Here is a 24,774-nt window from a genome sequence, read left to right on the forward strand (position 1 = left end):
CGCCGTTGCACGGCGCTGGCAAGCGTCAGTAGAGTTTCGCTTTCAGCAGTGGCTTGAGCAGGTAGTCCAGCACGCTGCGCTCGCCGGTCTGGATATCGACCTGGGCGATCATGCCGGGGATGATCGGCAGCTCCTTGCCATGGTGCGTCAACGAGCCGCCGTCGGTGCGGATGTAGACCTTGTAGTAGGATTCCGTGCCCCGTGGCGTCTCCTCCTCTATGGTATCCGCGCTGATCTGCTCGACCGTGCCTTCGAGATCGCCGTAGATCGTGTAATCGTAGGCGGTGATCTTGACGCTGGCAGGCATGCCGGGCGCCAGGAACGCAACGTCCTGCGGCTTGATCTTGGCCTCGAGCAGCAGCTGGTCCTCCAGCGGAATCACTTCCATGATGGTCTCGCCCGGGGGCACCACGCCGCCCCGGGTGGTGTAGTTGATCGCGTTGACCCGGCCATGCACCGGCGAGTGAAGCTCGGTACGCTGGTACTGATCCTGGCGCTGCACCAGTACCTGCTCCAGCGACGACAGCTCGCCTTTCTTGTCCGTCAGTTCGGTGTAGGCGTCCTGCACGTAGCTGTTCTGGATCTCGGCGCGCTTGCCACGCAGCGAGGCGATGTCCTGCTGCAGCTGCAGCGCCTCCATCTGGCTGACGGCCTTGCGCTCGACCAGCGGCTGGATCAGGTTCAGTCGTCGGCTGGCCATCTGGATCTCGTGGTCCAGCGAGTCGGTGGCCTCGCGCAGCTTTTCCCGGCGGGCGTGGAACAGCTCGCGCTCGGAGCGGGCCAGCGAGCTCTGGGCGTCGACATCCGCCGGGAAGTCGATGCTATCCGCCTCGAGCACCTCGGCCTGCAGCCTGGCGATGGCGGCTTTCAGCGCCTGGACCTGGTTTTCCGTCTCCTGGTAGGCACTGCGGAAGCGCGTGCCGCTGAGCTTGACCAGCAACTGGCCCTTGTCGACGATATCGCCTTCGCGCACCTTGATCTCATCGATGATCCCGCCTTCCAGACTCTGGATCGACTGGATGCGGCTGACCGGAATCACGCGGCCCTGGCCGTGGGTCACCACGGCGATGTGCGCCCAGGCGGACCAGCCGATGAAACTGAGCAGGCAGACGAGGACGGCCCACACCACGGGGCGGGCGAGCGGATGGCGGAGGTTGGCCCGCGGGTCGCCAAGCTGGCGCTGCAGCTCCTGGTCGCTGAGTGTGGTAGCCATCTAGCGTCCCTCCCTCGGGCTTGGGTTGCCGGAAGCGACCCGATTGCCCTGCACGACCTGATCGAGGTTGCCCTGCATCGCCAGCTTGCCCTCGCGCAGGACGATGGCGCGCTCGGTGAGGTCCAGCAGCGGCTTCTTGTGAGTCGAGACGATCAGCGTGCGACCTTCCATCCACCGTTTGAGGAAGGCCACGGCGCGTTTTTCGTTGTTCTGGTCGAAGGCGGCCGTGGGCTCGTCCATCAGTACGATGCGGGGATCCTGCAGCACCAGCCGGGCGAGGCCGATGGCCTGACGCTGCCCGCCGGAGACGCTGCCGCTGGAGGCGATCGGCAACTCCAGCCCTTGGGGATGACTGCGCACGAATCGGCCCAGGCCGACGCCGTCCAGCGCCTGGAAGATCTCCTCGTCCTCGTAGGCCGCGCCATCCAGGGTCAGATTGTCCCGCAGGGTGCCGTAGAACAGCGCGATATCCTGAGGGAGATAGCCGATCGCCTGGCGCCGGTCGGCGGATTCGATCTGGGTGATATTGATGTCGTCGAGCATCACGCGGCCGGCGGTGGGCTCGACGAAACCGGAAAGCAGTCGCAGCAGGGTCGATTTCCCGGCACCGTTGCCGCCCAGCAGCGCGATCCGCGAGCCCGCCTCGATCGTCAGTTCGTCGAGCTGCAGCGCGGCTGGCCCTTCTTCCTGATGGCGGACCACGACCTCTTCCAGGCGATAGTCGCCGTGCAGCCGGGGCTTGCGGACTTTCTGGCCGGTGCCGCTTTCGTTGGGGGCCTGCATCAGTTCGTCCAACCCCTCGACCGCCGCCTTGACGTGCTGCCAGCGGGCGAGCAGGGCGCTGGTCTGGCCCATCGGGGCGATGGCCCGCGAGCCGAGGATGGAGCAGGCGATCAGCGCGCCGATGGTCATGTCGCCGGCGCTGATGCGGTAGACGCCGACGATGACGATGCCGACGTACCCCAGTTGCTGCAACAGGGAGGCCGAATGCGTCAGCATGCTGGTGACGGCTCTCAGCCGGATCGAGGCGTTGGAGAGCTGCGCCGAGAGCGACTCCCACAGCGCCAGGTTTCTGCCCTCGGCCCGCGTCGCCTTGACGGTCTCGAGCTGGTCCAGCGACTCCAGCAGCACGCCGTTCTTGACCGCGCCCTCGCGCAGGTTCTCCCGGGCCAGCCTGGCCAGATAGCGCTGCAGCAGCAGCCCGGGGAGGATCATGCCGGCGATGGCGGCCACCGGCACCCATGCCACCGGGCCGCCGATCCAGGCGATGATCAGCACGAACAGCGCCACGAAGGGCAGGTCGCTGATGGCGCCGGCGGTGGCGGAAGTGAAGAACTCGCGGACCGATTCGAATTCTCGCACCTGGCTGGTGAAGGCACCGGTGGAGGAGGGCTTGGCGTTGAGGCGCAGGCGAACCGCCTGCTCGAAGAGTTTCGACGAGAGTTCGAGATCCAGGCGCTTGCCGATCACCTCCAGCAGGTGTGCCCTTAGCCCCTTGAGCAGGAACTCCAGCAGTACCGCCAGCGCCACGCCGCTGGCCAGCACCCACAGCGTATCGAAGGCGGCGTTGGGAACGACACGGTCGTAGACCTGCATCGCGAACAGGGCAGTGGATATCGCCAGGACATTGGCGGCCAGGGCGGCGACGCCGACTTCGGCATAGGCGGGCCAGCAAGCTCTCAACGGCTCCTTCAACCAGTGCTTGTGGGGCGCCTGGGCGAAGTTGCCGGCGCGGTCGTCGCTGCGGGCGGCCGGCCGCGCGAAGATCGCCGTGCCGCTGTAGAGAGCGTCCAGGGCTTCCGGTGTCATCGTCTCCTCGCCGCCGTCGGCTTCGGGGAGGGCGATGCGGGCTTCCTCGCCGTCCAGCGATTCCAGCAGTGCCGTATCGCCGCTCTTGAGAATCAGCAGCGCCGGCAGCAATCGCGGCGAGATATCCTTCAGCGAGCGTCGGCTCACGCGGGCGCTGACCCCGGCTCGGCGCAGGGCGCGGGAGACTTCCCTCAGCGGCAGCCGTCCCTGCTCCAACGGTAGCCCGTCGCCGAGCTCCGACATGGAAGTGGGGCGGCCCAGGCGGCGGCACAGCAGTACCATGCCCTCCCGCAGCGGGTCGCTGCTCTCGTCGATCGGGTCCGTGAAGCGTTGGGAGGAGGAAAGGCTCATGGGATGTCATCTCCCAGGCGGCCCGTGATCAACGGATTGATCAATCCCAGTTGCGAAGCGGCGCGATACTGGATGCGCTTCTGCTGACTCTCCAGGTCGATCAGCTGGCGGCGAGCCGAGAACGCTTCCTGCCGGATCGTCAGCAGATCGTTGACGTCGCGCAATCCCACGGAGAACTGGTCGTCGTAGAGATCGCCCACGGACCGGGCTTCCTCGACCTGGTCGGTCAGCGCCTGCTGGCGCTGGCGGTAGACTTCGGCATTCTCGATCAAGGTCAGTACGCTGCGGCGGATTTCGCGGCGCTGGCTGTCAACGCGGTAACGGGCGGCCTCGAGTCGTTGCCGGGCGGCGTCCGGACGCTGGAAGTTGGCCAGCCCCTGTAGCGTGTCCATTCGCAGGCGCAGCCCGATCACCGAGTCGTTCTGCAGTTCTCCCCCGATCTGGCGCCGCTCCAGCGAGCCTTCGAGATTGAGCTGCGGTTTGAGTGACGCCTGGGTCTCGTCCAGGTCGGCCTGTGCCTGTTCGGCGGCCGCCACTGCCTGCCGGTAGGCCGGCGCCGCCACGATCCACTCTTCCAGCCTCGCGTCATCCAGGCGGTCGGTGAGGGTCTCCGGATCGGGCGTATCCAGCGCGTCCGGGGAGACCCCGACCAGCACTCGGAACTGCTGACGGGCATCGTTCAGCGACCCGCGTTCCGTGGCCAGATCGCCGCGGGCCTGGGCCAGGTCCAGTGCCACGCGCCCCTGCTCGCTGCTGTCGGTATAGCCGGTGCTGCCGCGATCCCGGGTCAGGCTGCGCAGCGTCTCGAGCTCATCGACATAGCGCTGGGTCACTTCCAGCCGACGCCTGGCGGCCAGGATGTCCAGGTAGGCTTCGGCGATATCGAGCGCGGCCTCCTCCTCGGCTACGCCGAGCGCCCGCCAAGCCTCGCGCTCCGCGGCGCTGGCGCTGGCAACCTGGCTGTCGATGCGGCCCCAGTCGTAGAGCATCTGACGGGCCGAGGCCTCGTAGCCGAACTCGCTGAAGGGGAACTCTTCCGGACCCGCCGAGAGGTCGACGGTGGGGAAGTAGCCCCACTCGGCGATATCCACCTCGGTACCGGCGGCGCTGGCATCGGCGATCGCCGCGCGGACCGTCGGGTTGATTGCCAGCCCCCGACGCACGGCGTCCTCGAGCGACAGCGGCCCGGAGCGCGAGGTGGAGCGAGGCCGACTGTCGGTATCGGTGGGCCTGATCGCCGATGTCGTCGAGGGCGACCAGGGTTCGGTCGGCAGCGTCGCATTGATCCTCGGGACGACCTTGGGCGCCCCATGGCCGGTGGCCTCGTGGTCCACGGCACTCCACCAGTCGGCTTCCTGACCCTTCGCCAGGGTCGGCGCTAGACAGACGACGATTGCCAGCATGCGTATAGACCACCTTTCTGCGTGTTGGGATAAGTCGTCGATGACCGTTTTTCCTTCTGACTGCGATATTCCTCTGCTGGCGACATCACGTCGCCAGCGTTGTTGTCGATGGTGGCCGACGACGCGGCCCACAGGGCACGGCGGCGTCTGGCCATCGCTCAGGTTTCGACCTGGACGGTATCCTGCTCGACCTGGATGGTGGTATCTCCGAAGGTGTACTGGTCATAGGCGGTACCGCCCAGCGTGATGGCGCCGTCGGCTGTCGCCCCTTGGATATTGAGCGTGTCCTGTTCGTCGCCGGTGACCTGCAGCACGTTGTCGTCATCGGTCATGGCGTCGACGACTTCGGCACTCAACGTTGCGGTGCTGGCCTCGTCGCCACTGCCCAGGTCCAGCCGCTCGATATTGGTGATGGGGCCGAGGTCGCCGTTGACCATGTCGAGGTCGATGCCACCGTCGAGTAGCAGGGTGTCGAACCCGTCGCCACCGTCGATCGAGGCGAAGCCGTTACCACTGGTCACGATCAGGTCGTCTCCGGCGCCCGCGTTGAAGGTGTCGGCACCGTTGCCGTCGATCAGCAGGTCGTTACCGGCGCCACCGTTAAGGGTGTCGTCTCCCGCGCCGCCGCGCAGCAGGTCATTGCCATCACCGCCGTTGAGGGTGTCGTTGCCCTCGTAGCCGTAGAGGCGCTGGCTGCCGGCGCCACCATCGAGCGTCTCGTTGGCGCTGGTGCCCTCGACGATGTTGTCGTTGTTGCCCAGCAGCGTGCTCAGGGCGTCCAGGTTGGCCAACTCACCGAGCGAGTCCGTGGCGGTTCGGCCGTCGCTGTCGGTGGCGGTAATGCTGGTCGAATTGAGCAGCGAGAGTTGGAGATCGGCGTTGAGCCCCAGCAAGCCGTCGGTATCGGCGAACGCCACGGTGGCCAGCAGTTCGTTGATCGCCAGATTGTCGATCGTGCCGCCATCCGCGGCGGTGATGGTGACGCTGGCGGAGGGTGCGACCAGACCGAGCAGCCCGGGGTCGTTGTCGAAGGACAGATTCAACCCCAGTTCGTCGGCCATCTGCTGGGAGGCGGTGAACTCGAGAGCGGTCAGGTTGAGGCTGAGCAGCGGCTGGTAGGCCACCGTCACCGACTGCAGGTTGCCATCCGCATCCGCGGCGAAGAGATCCTGGTCACCGAAACTGATCAGGCCCAGCAAGTCCACGCCGGCGATGCCGAGCAGCGAGGAGGAGTTGGCCTGGACGATGGGAGCGACATTATCGGGATCGGGTGTCGGCGGTGTCTGGCCGGTGCTGTCGAACTCGACACTGGTGCCGGCGGTATCGCCATCGCCGTCGGAGATCACTGCGTCGACACCAGTCGAGACGCTGCCCGAGAGGTCGGTATCGGCCGAGGCGTCATCGACGATCAGATTGCCGTTGGCCAGCAGCGTCTCGATGATCGCGAGATCGCTTGCGCCGCTGGCGGTCAAATCGACGCCCTGCAGCGTGATGATCTGATCCGCTGCCGCTTCCTTGGCGGCGGCATCGGTCAATCCCTGGAACGCGCCGGCGCTGCTGACATAGACCAGCGTGGCAGTACCGACCAGCGCGAAGTGCAGGTAGTTGGTCAGGTTGCCGGCATTCCTGCCGACTTTTCCCTCACCTTGGAGCAGGCTGCCAAGATCGAGAATGTCTCCTCCAGAAGAGACGCGGCTGGCGTTGAAATCGGTCACGGTGTCGTTGGCGGGTGCGCCGACGCTGCCCTGATGGCCATCTTCCCAGCGGAAGACATCATTGCCGGTGCCGCCGGTCAGGGTATCGTTGCCGGCTCCCCCGATCAGGATATCGTTGCCACTACCCCCGTTTAGCGTGTCATTGCCGGCACCACCGCGAAGCAGGTCGTTACCCTCGCCGCCGTTGAGCGTATCGTTGCCGCCGTAGCCGTAAAGACGGTCGTTACCGGTGGTGCCGTTCAGGGCATTGGCGTTGGCATTACCCTGGACCAGGTAGGTGGGGACATTGCTTTGCAGCAACCCGAGGCTGAGAAGGTCGCTGTTGGAGGTGCTGGTGGTATTGCCTTGTGCATCCGTTGCGGAGATCGACACCGTCGATCCCAGGCCGATATTAGCCAGGCCGGAACTGAAGTAGACCGATCCCAGAAACTCGTTGAGCGCCTGATTGTCGATGGTGCCGCCGTCGCTGGCGCTCACCGTGATCGAGGCGTCGAAATCCAGTAGCGCGAGATTGTCGACGCTGTAGGTCAGCCCCAACTCGTTGGCCAGTGCCTGGGAGGCCCTGAACCCGGCGCCAACGCTAATGCTGAGGGCCGTCAACGAGACAGTGACCGAGGTGATGTCGTTATTGGCATCGGTGGCGGCGAACGCTTGCTGGTCGCTGAAGTCGGCGAGTCCCAGCGCCTCGACCCCTACCAGCCCCAGCAGACTATCGTCTGCGCCCAGGGCGACCACCGGTGCCGCTTCCGGCTCCGGATCCAGCAGGTTGGCGCCGGACGCGTCGTAGTCGTAGCTGCCGTCCTGCAGATTGACGGTCAAGGTCTCGCCCTTGACGGTCTGGATCGTCAACTCTCCGGAGCCGCTGTCGTAGTCGCCATCCTCGAACGGGACGACCAGCTCGGAACTGCCGGTCGTGGAAACGCTGCCGGTCTCCGGATCGTAGCTGAAGGTGTAGCCGTCGATGGTGAGTTCGGAGACGTAGCCGCCATCGGCACCGTAGCTCTCGACGAAGCTGCCCGTCGCCGTTGTGGAGTCGGTATCGATCTCGAAGAATGCCGGCTGCGCGGCGACGGGGACATCGTCGGTCAGGTTGACGGTTAGTTCGCCGCTGCTCTCGTTACCCAGTTGATCGCTGGCGGTGACATCGAATCCCAGCGCCAGGATGTCGGCGCCAGCCAGCGGATGATCGAGCGCCTGCGACTGGGTGTAGGTGTAGGCTCCGGTCGTGCTGACGGTCAGCGTGGCCACGGTCGTGCCATTCGCCGTCCCGTTCAGGGTGTAGACCCCCTCGCTGAAGCTGCCGCTCCAGTCGACGGTTTCACCTCCGGCGGTGATGCCCGCCGGGCCGCCGACAGTAATGGATTCGACCCCACTGCCGCTGTCGTCGATCGTCATGGTACCGGAGACCGTGACAGTGGCCGCTCCATCCAGGCCTGCTTCGCTGATATTGGCCGCGGCGTCGTCAACGGCTGGCGCGGTCTGATCCAGCGTGACGCTGTCACCGTCGACCGTAGCGGTATTGCCAGCCGTGTCGGTGATCTCCAGCGAGCTGGTGATCTCGCCATCGGCGAGCCCGGAGAGATCGACCGTGAACGTGCCATCGGCAGCGACATCGGCTGTGGCGGTATCGCCATTGACGTCGGTGAAGGTGGCGACCGCCGTGGCGTCGTCATCCAGGCCGCTGACGGTGTAGCTGGCCGTACCGGCTTCGTCGGTGCTGACCAGACCATCGTCATCATTGCTGGTCAGTGTCGCCAGCGGCGCGGCATCGGCGGTGGTATCCAGCGTTGCAGTGTCGGAGACCGTACCATCGTTGCCGGCGGCATCGGTGACCGTGAGAGTCGCGGTCAGTTCTCCGTCTGCCAGACCGGATAGGTCGGCGACGTAGGAGAACGATCCATCGGTGACATCAATGTCGATGCCTTCGACCACCACGGGCTCGCCGCCATTGGCGCTGGTGATGGTCAGCGTACTGATCGATGCACCGTCCTCGACCTGACCGGTGATGGTGACGCCATCGGCATCGGCCGCATTGTAGATGCCGTCATCGTCGACGAAGGTCACGCTGTTGATGCCATCGCCGTCACCTGGCGCGGTGACATCCAGCGTCACGCTATCGCCGGTCACCGTTGCCGTGTTGCCGGCCCCGTCGGTGATCGCCAGCGAACTGGTGATCTCGCCATCGGCCAGGCCGGAGAGGTCGACGGTGTAATCGCCGTTGGCATCGATCGTCGCGGTGACGGTATCGCCGTTGACGTCGGTGAAGGTGGCGACCGCTGTGGCGTCGTCATCCAGTCCGCTGACGGTATAGCTGGTCGTGCCGGCCTCGTCGGCATTGATCAGGCCATCGTCATCATTGCTGGCCAGGCTGGCCAGCGGCGCCGCATCGGCGGTGGTATCCAGCGTCACGCTATCGCCGGTTACCGTTGCCGTGTTGCCGGCCCCGTCGGTGATCGCCAGCGAACTGGTGATCTCGCCATCGGCCAGACCGGAGAGGTCGACAGTATAGTCGCCGTCGGCATCGATCGTCGCGGTGACGGTATCGCCGTTGACGTCGGTGAAGGTCGCCACGGCGGTGGCGTCGTCATCCAGGCCGCTGACCGTGTAGCTGGTCGTGCCGGCCTCGTCGGCATTGATCAGGCCATCGTCATCATTGCTGGCCAGGCTGGCCAGCGGCGCAGCGTCAGCGGTGGTGTCCAGCGTCACGCTATCGCCGGTTACCGTTGCCGTGTTGCCGGCCCCGTCGGTGATCGCCAGCGAACTGGTGATCTCGCCATCGGCCAGGCCGGAGAGGTCGACGGTGTAGTCGCCGTCGGCATCGATCGTTGCGGTGACGGTATCGCCATTAACGTCGGTGAAGGTCGCCACGGCGGTGGCGTCGTCATCCAGGCCGCTAACCGTGTAGCTGGTCGTGCCGGCTTCGTCGGCGTTGATTAGGCCATCGTCATCATTGCTGATCAGTGCCGCGGTCGGCGCGGCGTCGGCGGTGGTATCCAGCGTCACGCTATCGCCGGTTACCGTTGCCGTGTTGCCGGCCCCGTCGGTGATCGCCAGCGAACTGGTGATCTCGCCATCGGCCAGACCGGAGAGGTCGACGGTATAGTCGCCGTCGGCATCGATCGTCGCGGTGACGGTATCGCCGTTGACGTCGGTGAAGGTCGCCACGGCGGTGGCATCGTCATCCAGGCCGCTGACCGTGTAGCTGGTCGTGCCGGCTTCGTCGGCATTGACCAGGCCGTCGTCATCATTGCTGGTCAGTGCCGCGGTCGGCGCGGCGTCGGCGGTGGTATCCAGCGTCACGCTATCGCCGGTCACCGTTGCCGTGTTGCCGGCCCCGTCGGTAATCGCCAGCGAGCTGGTGATCTCCCCATCGGCCAGCCCGGAGAGGTCGACCGTGAACGTGCCATCCGCCGCGACATCGGCGGTGGCGGTATCGCCATTGACGTCGGTGAAGGTGGCGACCGCCGTGGCATCGTCATCCAGGCCGCTGACCGTGTAGCTGGCCGTGCCGGCTTCGTCGGCGTTGACCAGGCCATCGCCATCGTTGCTGGTCAGGGTGGCCAGCGGCGCCACATCGGCGGTGGTGTCGAGAGTGACCGACTCCCCATCGATAGTGGCGGTGTTGCCGGCGTTATCGGAGATCGCCAGCGAACTGGTGATCTCCCCATCGGCCAGCCCGGAGAGGTCGACGGTGTAGTCGCCGTCGGCATCGATCGTCGCGGTGACGGTATTGCCGTTGACGTCGGTGAAGGTCGCCACGGCGGTGGCGTCGGGGTCGAGCCCACTGACGGTGTAGCTGGCCGTGCCGGCCTCGTCGGCATTGATCAGGCCATCGTCATCATTGCTGGTCAGTGCCGCCGTCGGCGCCGCATCGGCGGTGGTATCCAGCGTCACGCTATCGCCGGTCACCGTTGCCGTGTTGCCGGCCCCGTCGGTGATCGCCAGCGAGCTGGTGATCTCGCCATCGGCCAGCCCGGAGAGGTCGACGGTGTAGTCGCCGTCGGCATCGATCGTCGCGGTGACGGTATCGCCGTTGACGTCGGTGAAGGTCGCCACGGCGGTGGCGTCGTCATCTAGGCCGCTGACCGTGTAGCTGGCCGTGCCGGCCTCGTCGGCATTGACCAGGCCGTCCTCATCATTGCTGATCAGAGTGGCCAGCGGCGCGGCATCGGCGGTGGTATCGAGAGTGACCGACTCCCCATCGATAGTGGCGGTGTTGCCGGCCCCGTCGGTAATTGCCAGCGAACTGGTGATCTCGCCATCGGCCAGACCGGAGAGGTCGACGGTGTAGTCGCCGTCGGCATCGATCGTTGCGGTGACGGTATCGCCGTTGACGTCGGTGAAGGTGGCGACCGCTGTAGCGTCGTCATCCAGACCGCTGACCGTGTAGCTGGTCGTGCCGGCTTCGTCGGCATTGACCAGGCCATCGCCATCGTTGCTGGTCAGGGTGGCCAGCGGTGCGGCGTCGGCAGTGGTATCGAGAGTGACCGACTCCCCATCGATAGTAGCGGTGTTGCCGGCCCCGTCGGTGATCGCCAGCGAGCTGGTGATCTCGCCATCGGCCAGACCGGAGAGGTCGACGGTGTAGTCGCCGTTGGCATCGATCGTTGCGGTGACGCTGTCGCCATTGACGTCGGTGAAGGTGGCGACCGCCGTGGCATCGGGATCGATCCCACTGACGGTGTAGCTGGCCATGCCGGCTTCGTCGGCGTTGACCAGGCCATCGCCATCGTTGCTGGTCAGGCTGGCCAGCGGGGCGGCGTCAGCGGTGGTATCGAGAGTGACCGACTCCCCATCGATAGTGGCGGTGTTGCCGGCGTTATCGGTGATCGCTAGCGAGCTGGTGATCTCGCCGTCGGCGAGCCCGGAGAGGTCGACCGTGAACGTGCCATCGGCCGCCACGTCAGCGGTGACCGTGGTGGTGCCGTCGGTGAACGAGGCCACGGCGGTGGCGTCGTCATCCAGTCCGCTGACCGTGTAGCTGGCCGTGCCGGCTTCGTCGGCGTTGACCAGGCCATCGCCATCGTTGCTGGTCAGGGTGGCCAGCGGGGCGGCGTCAGCGGTGGTATCGAGAGTGACCGACTCCCCATCGATAGTGGCGGTGTTGCCAGCCCCGTCGGTGATCGCCAGCGAGCTGGTGATCTCGCCATCGGCCAGACCGGAGAGGTCGACGGTGTAGTCGCCGTCGGCATCGATCGTTGCGGTGACGGTATCGCCGTTGACGTCGGTGAAGGTGGCGACCGCTGTGGCGTCGTCATCCAGGCCGCTGACCGTGTAGCTGGTCGTGCCGGCTTCGTCGGCATTGACCAGGCCATCGCCATCGTTGCTGGTCAGGGTGGCCAGCGGTGCGGCGTCGGCAGTGGTATCGAGAGTGACCGACTCCCCATCGATAGTAGCGGTGTTGCCGGCCCCGTCGGTGATCGCCAGCGAGCTGGTGATCTCGCCATCGGCCAGACCGGAGAGGTCGACGGTGTAGTCGCCGTTGGCATCGATCGTCGCGGTGACGCTATCGCCGTTGATGTCAGTGAAGGTGGCGACCGCTGTGGCGTCGTCATCCAAGCCGCTGACCGTGTAGCTGGCCGTGCCGGCTTCATCGGCGCTGATCAGGCCATCGTCATCGTTGCTGGTCAGGGTGGCCAGCGGCGCCGCATCGGCGGTGGTATCCAGCGTCACACTGTCGCCGGTTACCGTTGCCGTATTGCCGGCCCCGTCGGTGATCGCCAGCGAGCTGGTGATCTCGCCATCGGCCAGGCCGGAGAGGTCGACGGTGTAGTCGCCGTCGGCATCGATCGTTGCGGTGACGGTATCGCCGTTGACGTCGGTGAAGGTGGCGACCGCTGTGGCGTCGTCATCCAGACCGCTGACCGTGTAGCTGGTCGTGCCGGCCTCGTCGGCGTTGACCAGGCCATCGTCATCATTGCTGGTCAGGGTTGCTGTCGGTGCAGCGTCGGCGGTGGTATCCAGCGTCACACTGTCGCCGGTTACCGTTGCCGTGTTGCCAGCGGTATCGGTGATCGCCAGCGAGCTGGTGATCTCGCCATCGGCCAGGCCGGAGAGGTCGACGGTGTAGTCGCCGTCGGCATCGATCGTTGCGGTGACGGTATCGCCGTTGACGTCGGTGAAGGTGGCGACCGCTGTGGCGTCGTCATCCAGACCGCTGACCGTGTAGCTGGTCGTGCCGGCTTCGTCGGCATTGACCAGGCCATCGCCATCGTTGCTGGTCAGGGTGGCCAGCGGCGCCACATCGGCGGTGGTATCGAGAGTGACCGACTCCCCATCGATAGTAACGGTGTTGCCGGCCCCGTCGGTAATTGCCAGCGAGCTGGTGATTTCCCCATCGGCCAGGCCAGAGAGATCGACGCTGATTGTTCCATCCGCTGCGACATTGGCCGTGGCGGTATCGCCGTTGACGTCGGTGAAGGTGGCCACGGCGGTGGCATCGGGGTCGAGGCCACTGACGGTGTAGCTCGTCGTGCCGGCTTCGTCGGCGTTGACCAGGCCATCGCCATCGTTGCTGGTTAGGGTGGCCAGCGGGGCGGCGTCGGCGGTGGTGTCCAGCGTCACGCTATCGCCGGTTACCGTTGCCGTGTTGCCGGCCCCGTCGGTGATCGCCAGCGAGCTGGTGATCTCGCCATCGGCCAGCCCGGAGAGGTCGACCGTGAACGTGCCATCCGCCGTGACATCGGCCGTGACCGTAGTGGTCCCGTCAGTGAATGAGGCCACGGCGGTGGCATCGGGGTCGAGCCCGCTGACGGTGTAGCTGGCCGTGCCGGCTTCGTCGGCATTGACCAGACCATTGCCATCATTACTGGTCAGTGCCGCTGTCGGTGCGGCGTCGGCAGTGGTATCGAGAGTGACCGACTCCCCATCGATAGTGGCGGTGTTGCCGGCCCCGTCGGTAATCGCTAGCGAGCTGGTGATCTCGCCATCGGCCAGGCCGGAGAGGTCGACGGTGTAGTCGCCGTCGGCATCGATCGTCGCGGTGACGCTATCGCCGTTGACATCGGTGAAGGTGGCGACCGCTGTGGCATCGTCATCCAGGCCGCTGACCGTGTAGCTGGTCGTGCCGGCTTCGTCGGCGTTGACTAGGCCATCGTCATCATTGCTGGTCAGTGCCGCTGTCGGCGCCGCATCGGCGGTGGTGTCCAGCGTCACACTGTCGCCGGTTACCGTTGCCGTATTGCCGGCCCCGTCGGTAATCGCCAGCGAGCTGGTGATCTCTCCATCGGCCAGACTGGAAAGATCTACGCTGATCGTTCCATCCTCTGCGACATCGGCGGTTACTGTGGTGATGCCATCGGTGAACGAAGCCACGGCGGTGGCATCCGGGTCGAGCCCACTGACGGTGTAGCTGGCCGTGCCGGCTTCGTCGGCATTGACCAGGCCATCGCCATCGTTGCTGGTCAGGGTGGCCAGCGGGGCGGTGTCAGCGGTGGTATCCAGCGTCACGCTATCGCCGGTCACCGTTGCCGTGTTGCCGGCCCCGTCGGTGATCGCCAGCGAGCTGGTGATCTCGCCATCGGCCAGGCCGGAGAGGTCGACGGTGTAGTCGCCGTCGGCATCGATCGTCGCGGTGACGCTATCGCCGTTGACATCGGTGAAGGTGGCGACCGCTGTAGCATCGTCATCCAGGCCGCTGACCGTGTAGCTGGTCGTGCCGGCCTCGTCGGCATTGACCAGGCCATCGCCATCGTTGCTGGTCAGGGTGGCCAGCGGCGCCGCATCGGCAATGGTGTCGAGGATGGCGGTATCGGTAGCGGTCCCCGCATTACCGTTGTTATCGGTGGTGGCAAGAGTTGCGGTCAGCGTACCGTCTTCGAGACCGGAGAGGTCGACACCGTCGATAGTAAAAGTTCCATTGGTAACCGTAATGGTGGCCCCATCCAGCACCACGTCTTCGCCACCGCCCGAGCTGGTGATAGTGACGGAATCGATCGTAGTACCGTCTTCGATCTGGCCGACCAGGGTCGTGGCTGTGGATTCGTCGGCATCGATAAAGCCGTCGCCGCCTTCGGCGAAAGCGATGGCATTATTGCCGTTACCATCCGTGTCGACGAAGGCGAGTGCGGGGTCGCTCTCGTTACCGGCTGCATCGGTGGCTACCGCATTAATCTCGGAACCATCATCCAGTGCGTCATCGGCGGTGACGCTCCATTCACCATTTTCATCGACGGTCGCGGGCTCCCCGATGATATTGCCCTGGCTGTCGGTAACCGTCACATTGCTGCCGGGATCACCGGTTCCGCTAATGGTGGTGGCATTGCTGAAATTGATCACCGGCGTCGCGGGCGCCAGGGTATCCAGCGTCACGCTATCGCCGGTCACCGTTGCGGTGTTGCCGGCGGTATCGGTGATCGTCAGCGAACTAGTGATCTCGCCGTCGGCCAGGCCAGAGAGGTCGACGCTGATTGTTCCATCCGCTGCGACATTGGCCGTGGCGGTATCGCCATTGATGTCGGTAAAGGTGGCGACCGCCGTGGCATCTTCATCCAGGCCGCTGACCGTGTAGCTGGTCGTGCCGGCTTCGTCGGCATTGACCAGGCCGTCGTCATCATTGCTGATCAGAGTGGCCAGCGGCGCGGCGTCAGCGGTGGTGTCGAGCGTGACCGACTCCCCATCGATAGTGGCGGTGTTGCCAGCCCCGTCGGTGATCGCCAGCGAGCTGGTGATCTCGCCATCGGCCAGACCGGAGAGGTCGACGGTGTAGTCGCCGTCGGCATCGATCGTTGCGGTGACGGTATCGCCGTTGACGTCGGTGAAGGTGGCGACCGCTGTGGCGTCGTCATCCAGGCCGCTGACCGTGTAGCTGGTCGTGCCGGCTTCGTCGGCATTGACCAGGCCATCGCCATCGTTGCTGGTCAGGGTGGCCAGCGGTGCGGCGTCGGCAGTGGTATCGAGAGTGACCGACTCCCCATCGATAGTAGCGGTGTTGCCGGCCCCGTCGGTGATCGCCAGCGAGCTGGTGATCTCGCCATCGGCCAGACCGGAGAGGTCGACGGTGTAGTCGCCGTTGGCATCGATAGTCGCGGTGACGGTATCGCCATTGATGTCGGTAAAGGTCGCCACCGCCGTGGCATCGGGGTCGAGGCCACTGACGGTGTAGCTGGCCGTGCCGGCCTCGTCGGCATTGACCAGACCATCGCCATCGTTGCTGGTCAGAGTGGCCAGCGGCGCCGCATCGGCGGTGGTGTCAAGAGTGATCGACTCTCCATCGATAGTGGCAGTGTTGCCAGCGGTATCGGTGATCGCCAGCGAGCTGGTGATCTCGCCATCGGCCAGACCCGAGAGGTCGACGGTGTAGTCGCCGTCGGCATCGATCGTCGCAGTGACGGTATCGCCGTTGATGTCGGTAAAGGTCGCCACGGCGGTGGCATCGGGGTCGAGGCCGCTGACGGTATAGCTGGCCGTGCCGGCTTCGTCGGCGTTGACCAGGCCATCGCCATCGTTACTGGTCAGGCTGGCCAGAGGTGCGGCGTCGGCGGCGGTATCGAGCGCTGCCTTGTCGGTGACGGTGCCTTCGTTACCGGCGGCATCGGTGACTGTGAGCGTCGCGGTCAGCTCGCCGTCGGGCAGACCAGTCAGGTCGGCGGTATAGCTGAACGTGCCATCGCCATTGAGCGTGATCTCCTCACCGGCAATGGTGAGTGGATCACCACCACCGGCACTGGCGATGGTCAGCGAGTCGATGGTCGCGCCATCTTCGACCGTGCCGGAGAGGGTGGCGCTATCGGCCTCGGCCGCGTTGTAGACGTCATCGCCGAAGATCACGCTGTTGAAAGCGTCATCGCCTTCACCCGGTGCGGTGGTGTCGAGTTCGACCGCGTCGGTCACCGGCTCGGAGGTGTTGCCAGCGGCATCGGTAGCGACAGCGCTGACGCTGTTGTCGCCTTCGTCGAGCGTGACCGTACCCTCGGCCAGCGTCCAGGTGCCGTCGCCGTTGTTGGCGGCGGTGTAGTCACTGCCGTTGACCGTGACGGTCACTGTTGCGTCCGGATCGTCGACGGTGCCGCTGAGTGCGGGGCTGTCATCGTTGATCGGCTCATCGAGCGCATCGATTGCGACCGCTGGTGCGGCGGTGTCGAGAGTGACCGACTCCCCATCGATAGCGGTGGTGTTGCCGGCCTCGTCGGTGATCGCCAGCGAGCTGGTGATCACGCCATCGGCCAGGCCGGAGAGGTCGACGGTGTAGCCGCCGTCGGCGTCGATAGTCGCGGTGACGCTATCGCCGTTGATGTCAGTGAAGGTGGCGACCGCCGTGGCGTCGTCATCCAGGCCACTGACGGTATAGCTGGCCGTGCCGGCTTCGTCGGCGTTGACCAGGCCATCGCCATCGTTACTGGTCAGGCTGGCCAGCGGCGCCGCATCGGCGGTGGTGTCAAGAGTGATCGACTCTCCATCGATAGTGGCAGTGTTGCCAGCGGTATCGGTGATCGCCAGCGAGCTGGTGATCTCGCCATCGGCCAGACCCGAGAGGTCGACGGTGTAGTCGCCGTCGGCATCGATCGTCGCAGTGACGGTATCGCCGTTGATGTCGGTAAAGGTCGCCACGGCGGTGGCATCGGGGTCGAGGCCGCTGACGGTATAGCTGGTCGTGCCGGCTTCATCGGCATTGACCAGACCATCGCCATCGTTGCTGGTCAGTGCCGCTGTCGGTGCGGCGTCGGCGGTGGTATCGAGCGTGGCCGACTCCCCATCGATAGTGGTGGTGTTGCCAGCCCCGTCGGTGATCGCCAGCGAACTGGTGATCTCGCCATCGGCCAGCCCGGAGAGGTCGACCGTGAACGTGCCATCGGCCGCCACGTCGGCGGTGACCGTGGTGGTGCCATCGGTGAAAGAAGCGACGGCGGTGGCATCAGGGTCGAGACCACTAACGGTATAGCTGGACGTGTCGGCCTCGTCGGCATTGATCAGGCCATCGTCATCATTGCTGGCCAGGCTGGCCAGCGGCGCCGCATCGGCGGTGGTGTCGAGCGTGACCGATTCCCCATCGATAGTGGCGGTATTGCCGACCCCGTCGGTGATCGCCAGCGAGCTGGTGATCTCGCCATCGGCCAGGCCAGAGAGGTCGACCGTGAACGTGCCATCGGCCGCCACGTCGGCGGTGACCGTGGTGGTGCCATCGGTGAAAGAAGCGACGGCGGTGGCATCAGGGTCGAGCCCACTGACGGTGTAGCTGGCCGTGCCGGCCTCGTCGGCATTGACCAGACCATCGCCATCGTTGCTGGTCAGTGCCGCTGTCGGTGCAGCGTCGGCGGTGGTGTCGAGCGTGATCGACTCCCCATCGATAGTGGCGGTGTTGCCGGCCTCGTCGGTGATCGTCAGCGAGCTGGTGATCTCGCCATCGGCGAGCTCGGAGAGGTCGACGGTGTAGTCGCCGTCGGCATCGATCGTCGCGGTGACGGTATCGCCGTTGACATCGGTGAAGGTGGCGACCGCCGTGGAATCCGGGTCGAGCCCACTGACGGTGTAGCTGGCCGTGCCGACCTCGTCGGAGTTGACCAGGCCATCGTCATCATTGCTGGTCAGGGTGGCCAGCGGGGTGGCGTCGGCGGTGGTGTCGAGCTCGATCGTCTCGTTGACCGGCTCGGAAGTGTTGCCAGCGGCATCGGTAGCGACGGCGCTGATGCTGTTGTCGCCTTCGTTGAGCGTGACCGTACCCTCGGCCAGCGTCCAGGTGCCGTCGCCGTTATTGGCAGCAGTATAGTCATCGCCGTTGACCGTGACGGTCACGGTTGCATTCGGGTCGCTGACAGCGCCGCTGAGCGCGGGGCTGGGGTCGTTGATCGGCGCATCCAGGTCATCGACGTTGACGACAGGGGCGGTCTGGTCCACGGAAACAGGGCCAAGCGTAACGAGATCGCTAGTATTGCCGGCGGCATCGGTCTGGCGAACCTGCACCACGCCATTTTCGTAATCGCCTTCCGGCAGTTCGAAACTGTTGCCGGTGCCGGTGATCCAGCTATCGCCACCGTCGATGGAGTATTCCCAGGTGGCACCGTCTTCGATCCCACCGACGTTGACGGTGGCGTCACTGGTGATGCCGTCGCCGTCGTTGAGGCCGGTATCGTTGGCGAGTATCGCGGTCGGCGCATCTGGCGCGGTCAGGTCGGGCGCGGTGGCGCTGGTCGGATCGCTCTCGTTGCCTGCGGCATCGGTGGCCGTCGCCGTGACGCCTTCGCCATTGGTCAGGGCGGGGTCGAGTGGCACGCTGTAGCTGCCGTCATCGGGATCGGCAGTGACCGAGCCGATTTCATTGCCGTCGGCATCGGTGACGGTAACGGTCGAGCCGGGTTCGGCGGTACCGGTCACGGAAGCACCGTCCTCGGCGACCGTGACGCTCGGGGCATCCGGCGCAGTCAGATCGGGCGCGGTGGCGCTGGCTGGATCGCTCTCGTTGCCGGCGGCATCGGTGGCCGTCGCCGTGACGCTTTCGCCATTGGTCAGGGCGGGGTCGAGCGGCACGCGGTAGCTGCCGTCATCGGGGTCTGCCGTGATCGAGCCGATTTCATTGCCATCGGCATCGGTGATGGTGACGGTCGAGCCGGGTTCGGCGTTACCGGTGACGGCCGTGCCATCATCGGCCACGGTTGCTGTCGGCTCGTCCGGTGGCGTCGTGTCGACATTGAGCGCGTAGATGTTGCTGGGTTCCGAAACCAATCCTTTGGGGTCGGTGGAGAGCGCGCGGAACGTCGTCGTACCATCCAGCAGCCGGGCATTGATCCTGAAACTCCAGTTGCCGAAGTTATCGGCCTGGGTCTCGCCGAGCATGGTGTTATCCGCCCACACCTGCACCATGTTGGTGGCTTCGGCGGTGCCCTGAAGCGTAGGGTTGGGGTCGTTGGTGGTGCCGCCGTTATCGACGTTTCCTGTTACCGGCTCCGTCGCGTCGATCGAGGTGATGATGACTGGATCGGAGGGTGGCAGGTTATCTTCCAGGTCGGCGTCGACGGTGGCATTTCCCGGTTCGCTGGCATTGCCGGCAGCGTCCCTGGCGACGGCGGTGAAGGTGCTGCCATCTTCCAATGGGGTTTCCGGTGCAAAGGACCAGTTGCCGTTGCGATCCGCTTCGATGGTCGCGATGGTGTCGCCCTGATCATTCGTGAGCGTGACGCTGCTGCCCGGTTCGGCGCTCCCGGTGAGGATCTCTCCATCGGTCGGATTGACCACGGGCGCTGCGGGAGGCTGGGTATCGACGGTCAGCGTGAATGGGTCACTGGCGTCCGACACATTGCCTGCGCTGTCGGTGGCGGTAGCGGTGAAGTCGTAGTCGCCGTCGTCAAGTGCCTCTGGCGTGAACGACCACTCTCCCGCGGCGTTGGCAATGGTCGTGCCGAGTTCGGTCTCGCCGGAATAGATCGTGACGATGCTGCGCGCTTCGGCTTGGCCCGAGAGGGTCGGTGTCGTGTCGTTGGTGCTGTCGCCGCTGTCGAGATCGCCCGTCTGCGGCGCGGTATCGTCATTGCCCATCGTGATGGTAGGCGTGGCGGGGGGCGTAGTGTCGTTCAGGTCGCCGTCGACGGTGAGGGTGCCGGGTTCGCTGACATTGCCCGCGGCGTCGGCCGCGGTGGCGTTGACCTCGGTGCCGTCGGCCAAGGGAGTATCCGGCCGGAACGACCAGTTGCCGTTAGCGTCCGTCGTGGTCTGACCAATGGCGTTACCGTCTCCGTCAGTCAACGTGATCGCGCTGCCGGGTTCGGCGGTGCCGATCAGTATGCCGCCATCGCTGGGATCGAGGGTCGGTGACCCCGGTGCCGAAGTGTCGACTGTCAGCGCATAGCCGTCACTCACGCCGGACACATTGCCGGCGGAGTCCGTGGCGGTGGCGGTGAAAGTGTAATCGCCATCGTCTAGGTCATCGGCGGTGAATGTCCATTCACCTTGCCCGTTGGCCGTGGTGGTCCCGATCGCCTCGCCGTTGGCGTAAAGCGTCAGGGTGCTGCCCGCCTCGGCGCGTCCACTCAGGGTCGGGGTGGTATCGTTGGTACTGGCTTCCCGGTCGACGGATCCGGTCTGGGGGTCGACGTCGTCGTTGACTCCGGCAATCGTCGGTGTGGCCGGGGGCGTGGTGTCGTTCAGGTCGCCGTCGACGATGACGCTACCCGGTTCGCTGACATTACCCGCGGCGTCGGTCGCGGTGGCGTTGACCTCGGTGCCGTCGGCCAAGGGTGCGTCCGGCTGGAACGACCAGTTGCCGTCGTCGCCCGTCGTGGTCTGACCGATGGCGTTACCGTCTCCGTCAGTCAACGTGATCGCGCTGCCGGGCTCGGCGGTGCCGGTCAGCGTGGTGCCATCGGTAGGATCGACTATCGGCGCGTCCGGCGCCAAAGCGTCGATGGTGCCGGTCGCCGGCTCGCTGGTATTGCCGGCAGGGTCCTGGGCGACGACCTCGATGTCCGTACCGTCGGCCAGCGGCTCGTCGGGCGTGAAGGTCCAGTTGCCCTCGTCGTCGGTGGTGGTCTCGCCGATCGGGTTGCCGTCGCCGTCGGTGATGATGATGGTGCTGCCGGGTTCGGCCTCACCGCTGATGGTTTCACCGTTGGAGGGATCGATGGTCGGCGCGTCCGGTGCCGTGGCGTCGATGGTGCCGGTCGCCGGCTCGCTGGTATTGCCGGCGGGATCCTGGGCGACGACCTCTATTTCCGTACCGTCGGCCAGCGGCTGGTCGGGCGTGAAGGTCCAGTTGCCCTCGTCGTCGGTGGTGGTCTCGCCGATCGGGTTGCCGTCGCCGTCGGTGATGATGATGGTGCTGCCGGGTTCGGCCTCACCACCGATGGTTTCACCGTTGGAGGGATCGATGGTCGGCGCGTTCGGTGCCGAGGCGTCGATGGTGCCGGTCGCCGGCTCGCTGGTATTACCGGCGGGATCCTGGGCGACGACCTCGATGTCCGTACCGTCGGCCAGCGGCTGGTCGGGCGTGAAGGTCCAGTTGCCCTCGTCGTCGGTGGTGGTCTCGCCGATCGGATTGCCATCACCGTCGGTGATGATGATGGTGCTGCCGGGCTCGGCCTCACCGCTGATGGTTTCACCGTTGGAGGGATCGATCGTCGGCGCGTCCGGCGCCAAAGCGTCGATGGTGCCGGTCGCCGGCTCGCTGGTATTGCCGGAGGGATCCTGGGCGACGACCTCTATTTCCGTACCGTCGGCCAGCGGCTGGTCGGGCGTGAAGGTCCAGTTGCCCTCGTCGTCGGTGGTGGTCTCGCCGATCGGATTGCCGTCGCCGTCGGTGATGATGATGGTGCTGCCGGGTTCGGCTTCACCGCTGATGGTTTCACCGTTGGAGGGATCGATTGTCGGCGCGTTTGGGGGGATGTCGTCGGTTTCGCCGTTTCCGCCATCGGGAGGGACAGTGCCACCATCGTCATCGCCGCCGCCGCCGCCGCCTGCCGCAATTGCTCCGGCTGCCAGTGCACCACCTCCGATGGCGGCCCAACCCAACGGGGTGATAAAGGCGCCATCGGTACCTTCACCGGCGACAGCTGCGGATTCGAATACGCCGAACTCTCCTTGGGGTAGGTAATCCGCCGCGATGATTCCGTCCCCGGAGGAGGGGGCAAGGTCTGCCCATATCAGTTCCTGGTCGTCACCGGTCAGGTAGAGTTGGCTCGTTGTGGTCGGGTCTGAGCCATAAAAATTTTCGATACGGATGACCTGCCCGTCGGTGGTCCGAACCAGGAGGTCATTGCCGTCACGCTGGAGCTCCTGCACGTCGTCCGGGGAGAGGCTCAGCAACACCTTCCTGGGTTGGTCGAGGGCGATCGTTCCATTGTCTCCAACCGGGGTGGCGGGCGCCGCAGCAACGTCTTCGTTGAGCTGGCTGATTTTCGCTGAAATGGGCATGAGGGCTCTCCCTGCTGAATCACTTGTAAATGCGGAAGCATCAGCTTTTTTAGTCAATATGGACGATTTTTTTGGTTTGTAAGTAGGGATAGGAGAGAAGTTAGTTCATTGCAAAGTGTTAAAAGTGTTGTTTATTGTAATTTTTTGATAATCATTTATTTTGTTTTAAAATCAAGCAGTTGGGATTAATTAGGTTGTTAATGGTCAGGGCTTGCTTGCAAATCCTAAGTATTTTTTATGTTTTTCAGTGAGGTTTAAATAAGCCTTGGTCGCCGTTTGCTCCATGGTTAATTGAGTAAGATATAAATGTTTAGGCGAATGATATTGTGCTCTAACTATCGTTTATTCTTTTCAAAATTTACTTCGGTCATCGTGGGCATCGAAGATGAGCAGGTTTGCCGGAATCTAGAGGGCCTCCTCGCGAGGGGAATCTGTCAACGCCGGTTGGAATCGCTGACGGCTGCCGCAATAATGAGCCTTCAGTTCCAAGGAGCCACCCCATGGGTCACGAGATCGTCCCGCTTAATCGCTTCGGCACCAAGGATGTCGAACGCATAGAGGATCAGCGGCTCTACACGGGTTTTTTCGATCTCGAGAAGCGTCGCTTGCGTCACCGGAAATTCAATGGCGGATGGAGCGAGGTTCTGGATCGAGAGGTTCACGTTCGCCGCGATGCGGTGGGCGTACTACTCTATGACCCGACTCGAGACGAGGTCGTGCTGGTCGAGCAGATTCGTGCCGGGGCCCTGGATGACGAGACGTCGCCGTGGAAGCTGGAACCGGTGGCGGGTCTGGTCGAGCAGGGAGAGTCCCCTGCCGATGTCGCCCGGCGCGAGGCTCGGGAGGAGGCCGGTTGCGACGTCCGCGAGCTGATCGAGCTCCATCGTTATTACCCCAGTCCCGGGGCGTGCACCGAACGGGTCACCCTGTTTTGTGGTTTGATCGACAGCCGGGACATCGGTGGTGTGCATGGCTTGGAAGACGAACACGAGGATATTCTGGTTCATGTCATGTCGTTCCTGGATGCCTGGGATCGACTGATGGCGGGCCAATTGGACAATGCCATGGCGTTGATTGGCTTTCACTGGCTGGCACGCGAGCGTGCCACGTTGAGAGTCATGGCCTAGCGCGAAGGGCAGTGGCGATGAATTCGGGACAGGGAGAGCTGTCCGCGTTCGCGCCCTTCACAGGTCGTCTGGCGCCAGGAGAACTGCATGAGAAAGACTGCTTACGTTACGGATCTCAAGACGCTCCAGGCCGAGTGCAGCAGCAATTATCTGCGGCTCTGCCGTCTGGTCATGGATATGGAGCCCGGTGAAGTCAAGGAAGTACCGCTCTCGGGGGAGCATGCTCGTTTTGGCACGCTGTGGTTCGAAGTGCTCGAACAGGCGCCCTACACCACGGTCGCTCGGGTGTCCCAGACCGGCGTGCTCGACAGTTTCGTCGACTCTCCGCGGATGACGGTGCATCTCTATCACGATGCCGATATGGCGGAAGTGACCGATTTTCAGCGTCAGCGCCATTTCCAGGGGCGCTACCGTTACCCGAATCCCCAGATGCATCAGCCGGACGAGAAGCTGCAGATCAACCGCTTCCTGGGTGAGTGGTTACAGCACGGGCTGGCGCATGGTCACGCCGCTGACGTGCCGGAAACGCCCTGATGCGGCTGGTCCAGATTACCGACTGCCACCTGCTGGCCGATCCTAAGGGAACTTCGCGCAAAGGGTTGCCGCTGCGGCAACTTGAGGCGGTACTCGAGCGCGTCCGGGCTCTGGGGCCCGATGCGCTGTTGGTTACCGGCGACGTGGCCCAGGACGAGACTTCGGCGGCCTATCGTCACGCCTGCCGGGTGTTTTCGTCCCAGGGATGTCCGTGGTTCTGGATCCCTGGCAATCACGATCAGCCGGAGTTGATGGAAGAGTGCCATCCTTTTCACGAGCAACTCGATCTCGGCAAGTGGCAGGTGCTGCTGTTGAACTCGCGGGTCAGCGGCCAACCCGGTGGGGAACTGGGCCAGGAGCAACTGCAGCGTCTCGCGCTGCAGCTCGAGGCCGACGACCGGCCGGCACTGATTGCCCTGCACCATCCGCCGCTGGATATCGGATCGGTATGGATGGATGCGATCGGGCTGAAGGATCGAGATGCCCTGTGGCAGACACTTTCCCCCTACCCTCAGGTCAGGGCCATGATCTGTGGCCACATCCACCAGGCATTCGCGGCCTGGCAGGACGTCGTGGCCGTCTATGGCTGCCCGTCGACCTCGGATCAGTTCCTGCCGAAGAGCCACGAATTCACGATCGATGAGGCCGCGCGCCCCGGCCTTCGTGTGCTCGAGCTTCGTGGCGAGACGCTGTCGACCTGGGTCGAGCGGGTCGAGCTCTGATCGTTTATAACTAAAAACGCTTTTTGGATCATCTTTGATTCTTTGACGTTATTACCGATGTCT

General features: G+C 64.7%; 7 protein-coding genes. 3 read left to right on the top strand and 4 right to left on the bottom strand.

Features of this window, described 5'->3' with window-relative positions:
* Window positions 1-25 precede the first annotated feature (25 nt).
* The 4 genes from AAGT95_RS12105 to AAGT95_RS12120 form a co-directional block, all read right to left on the bottom strand.
* Window positions 26-1,213, bottom strand: coding sequence for an HlyD family type I secretion periplasmic adaptor subunit (locus AAGT95_RS12105; RefSeq protein WP_342593939.1), 1,188 nt, complete (start codon window positions 1,211-1,213; stop codon window positions 26-28).
* Window positions 1,214-3,373, bottom strand: a complete 2,160-nt coding sequence (locus tag AAGT95_RS12110; RefSeq protein WP_342593940.1) for a type I secretion system permease/ATPase — start codon at window positions 3,371-3,373, stop codon at window positions 1,214-1,216.
* Window positions 3,370-4,776 carry a TolC family protein gene (locus AAGT95_RS12115; RefSeq protein ID WP_342593941.1) on the bottom strand — a complete coding sequence of 469 codons (1,407 nt, stop codon included), beginning with the start codon at window positions 4,774-4,776 and terminating at the stop codon, window positions 3,370-3,372. Before AAGT95_RS12115 ends, AAGT95_RS12110 begins: the two co-directional genes overlap by 4 nt.
* Before the next feature lie 158 nt (window positions 4,777-4,934).
* Complete coding sequence (locus tag AAGT95_RS12120) at window positions 4,935-22,328, bottom strand: Ig-like domain-containing protein (RefSeq protein ID WP_342593942.1); 17,394 nt, start codon at window positions 22,326-22,328, stop codon at window positions 4,935-4,937.
* Between the two features lie 500 nt (window positions 22,329-22,828).
* On the opposite strand from AAGT95_RS12120, the gene AAGT95_RS12125 reads away from it, so the two are divergent.
* The 3 genes from AAGT95_RS12125 to AAGT95_RS12135 all read left to right on the top strand — a co-directional run bounded on the left by AAGT95_RS12125 (window position 22,829) and on the right by AAGT95_RS12135 (window position 24,711).
* Window positions 22,829-23,455: an NUDIX domain-containing protein gene (locus AAGT95_RS12125; protein ID WP_342593943.1), complete on the top strand. Its 627-nt coding sequence runs from the start codon at window positions 22,829-22,831 to the stop codon at window positions 23,453-23,455.
* 87 nt (window positions 23,456-23,542) lie between these two features.
* Window positions 23,543-23,989 carry a DUF1249 domain-containing protein gene (locus tag AAGT95_RS12130; protein WP_110603442.1) on the top strand — a complete coding sequence of 149 codons (447 nt, stop codon included), beginning with the start codon at window positions 23,543-23,545 and terminating at the stop codon, window positions 23,987-23,989.
* Entirely contained in the window at window positions 23,989-24,711 is a 723-nt protein-coding gene (locus AAGT95_RS12135) for a metallophosphoesterase (protein WP_342593944.1), read from the top strand. The genes AAGT95_RS12130 and AAGT95_RS12135 overlap by 1 nt, the downstream gene beginning before the upstream one ends.
* Window positions 24,712-24,774 lie beyond the last annotated feature (63 nt).

This window comes from Salinicola lusitanus (assembly GCF_038648475.1).
Lineage (GTDB): Bacteria > Pseudomonadota > Gammaproteobacteria > Pseudomonadales > Halomonadaceae > Salinicola > Salinicola lusitanus.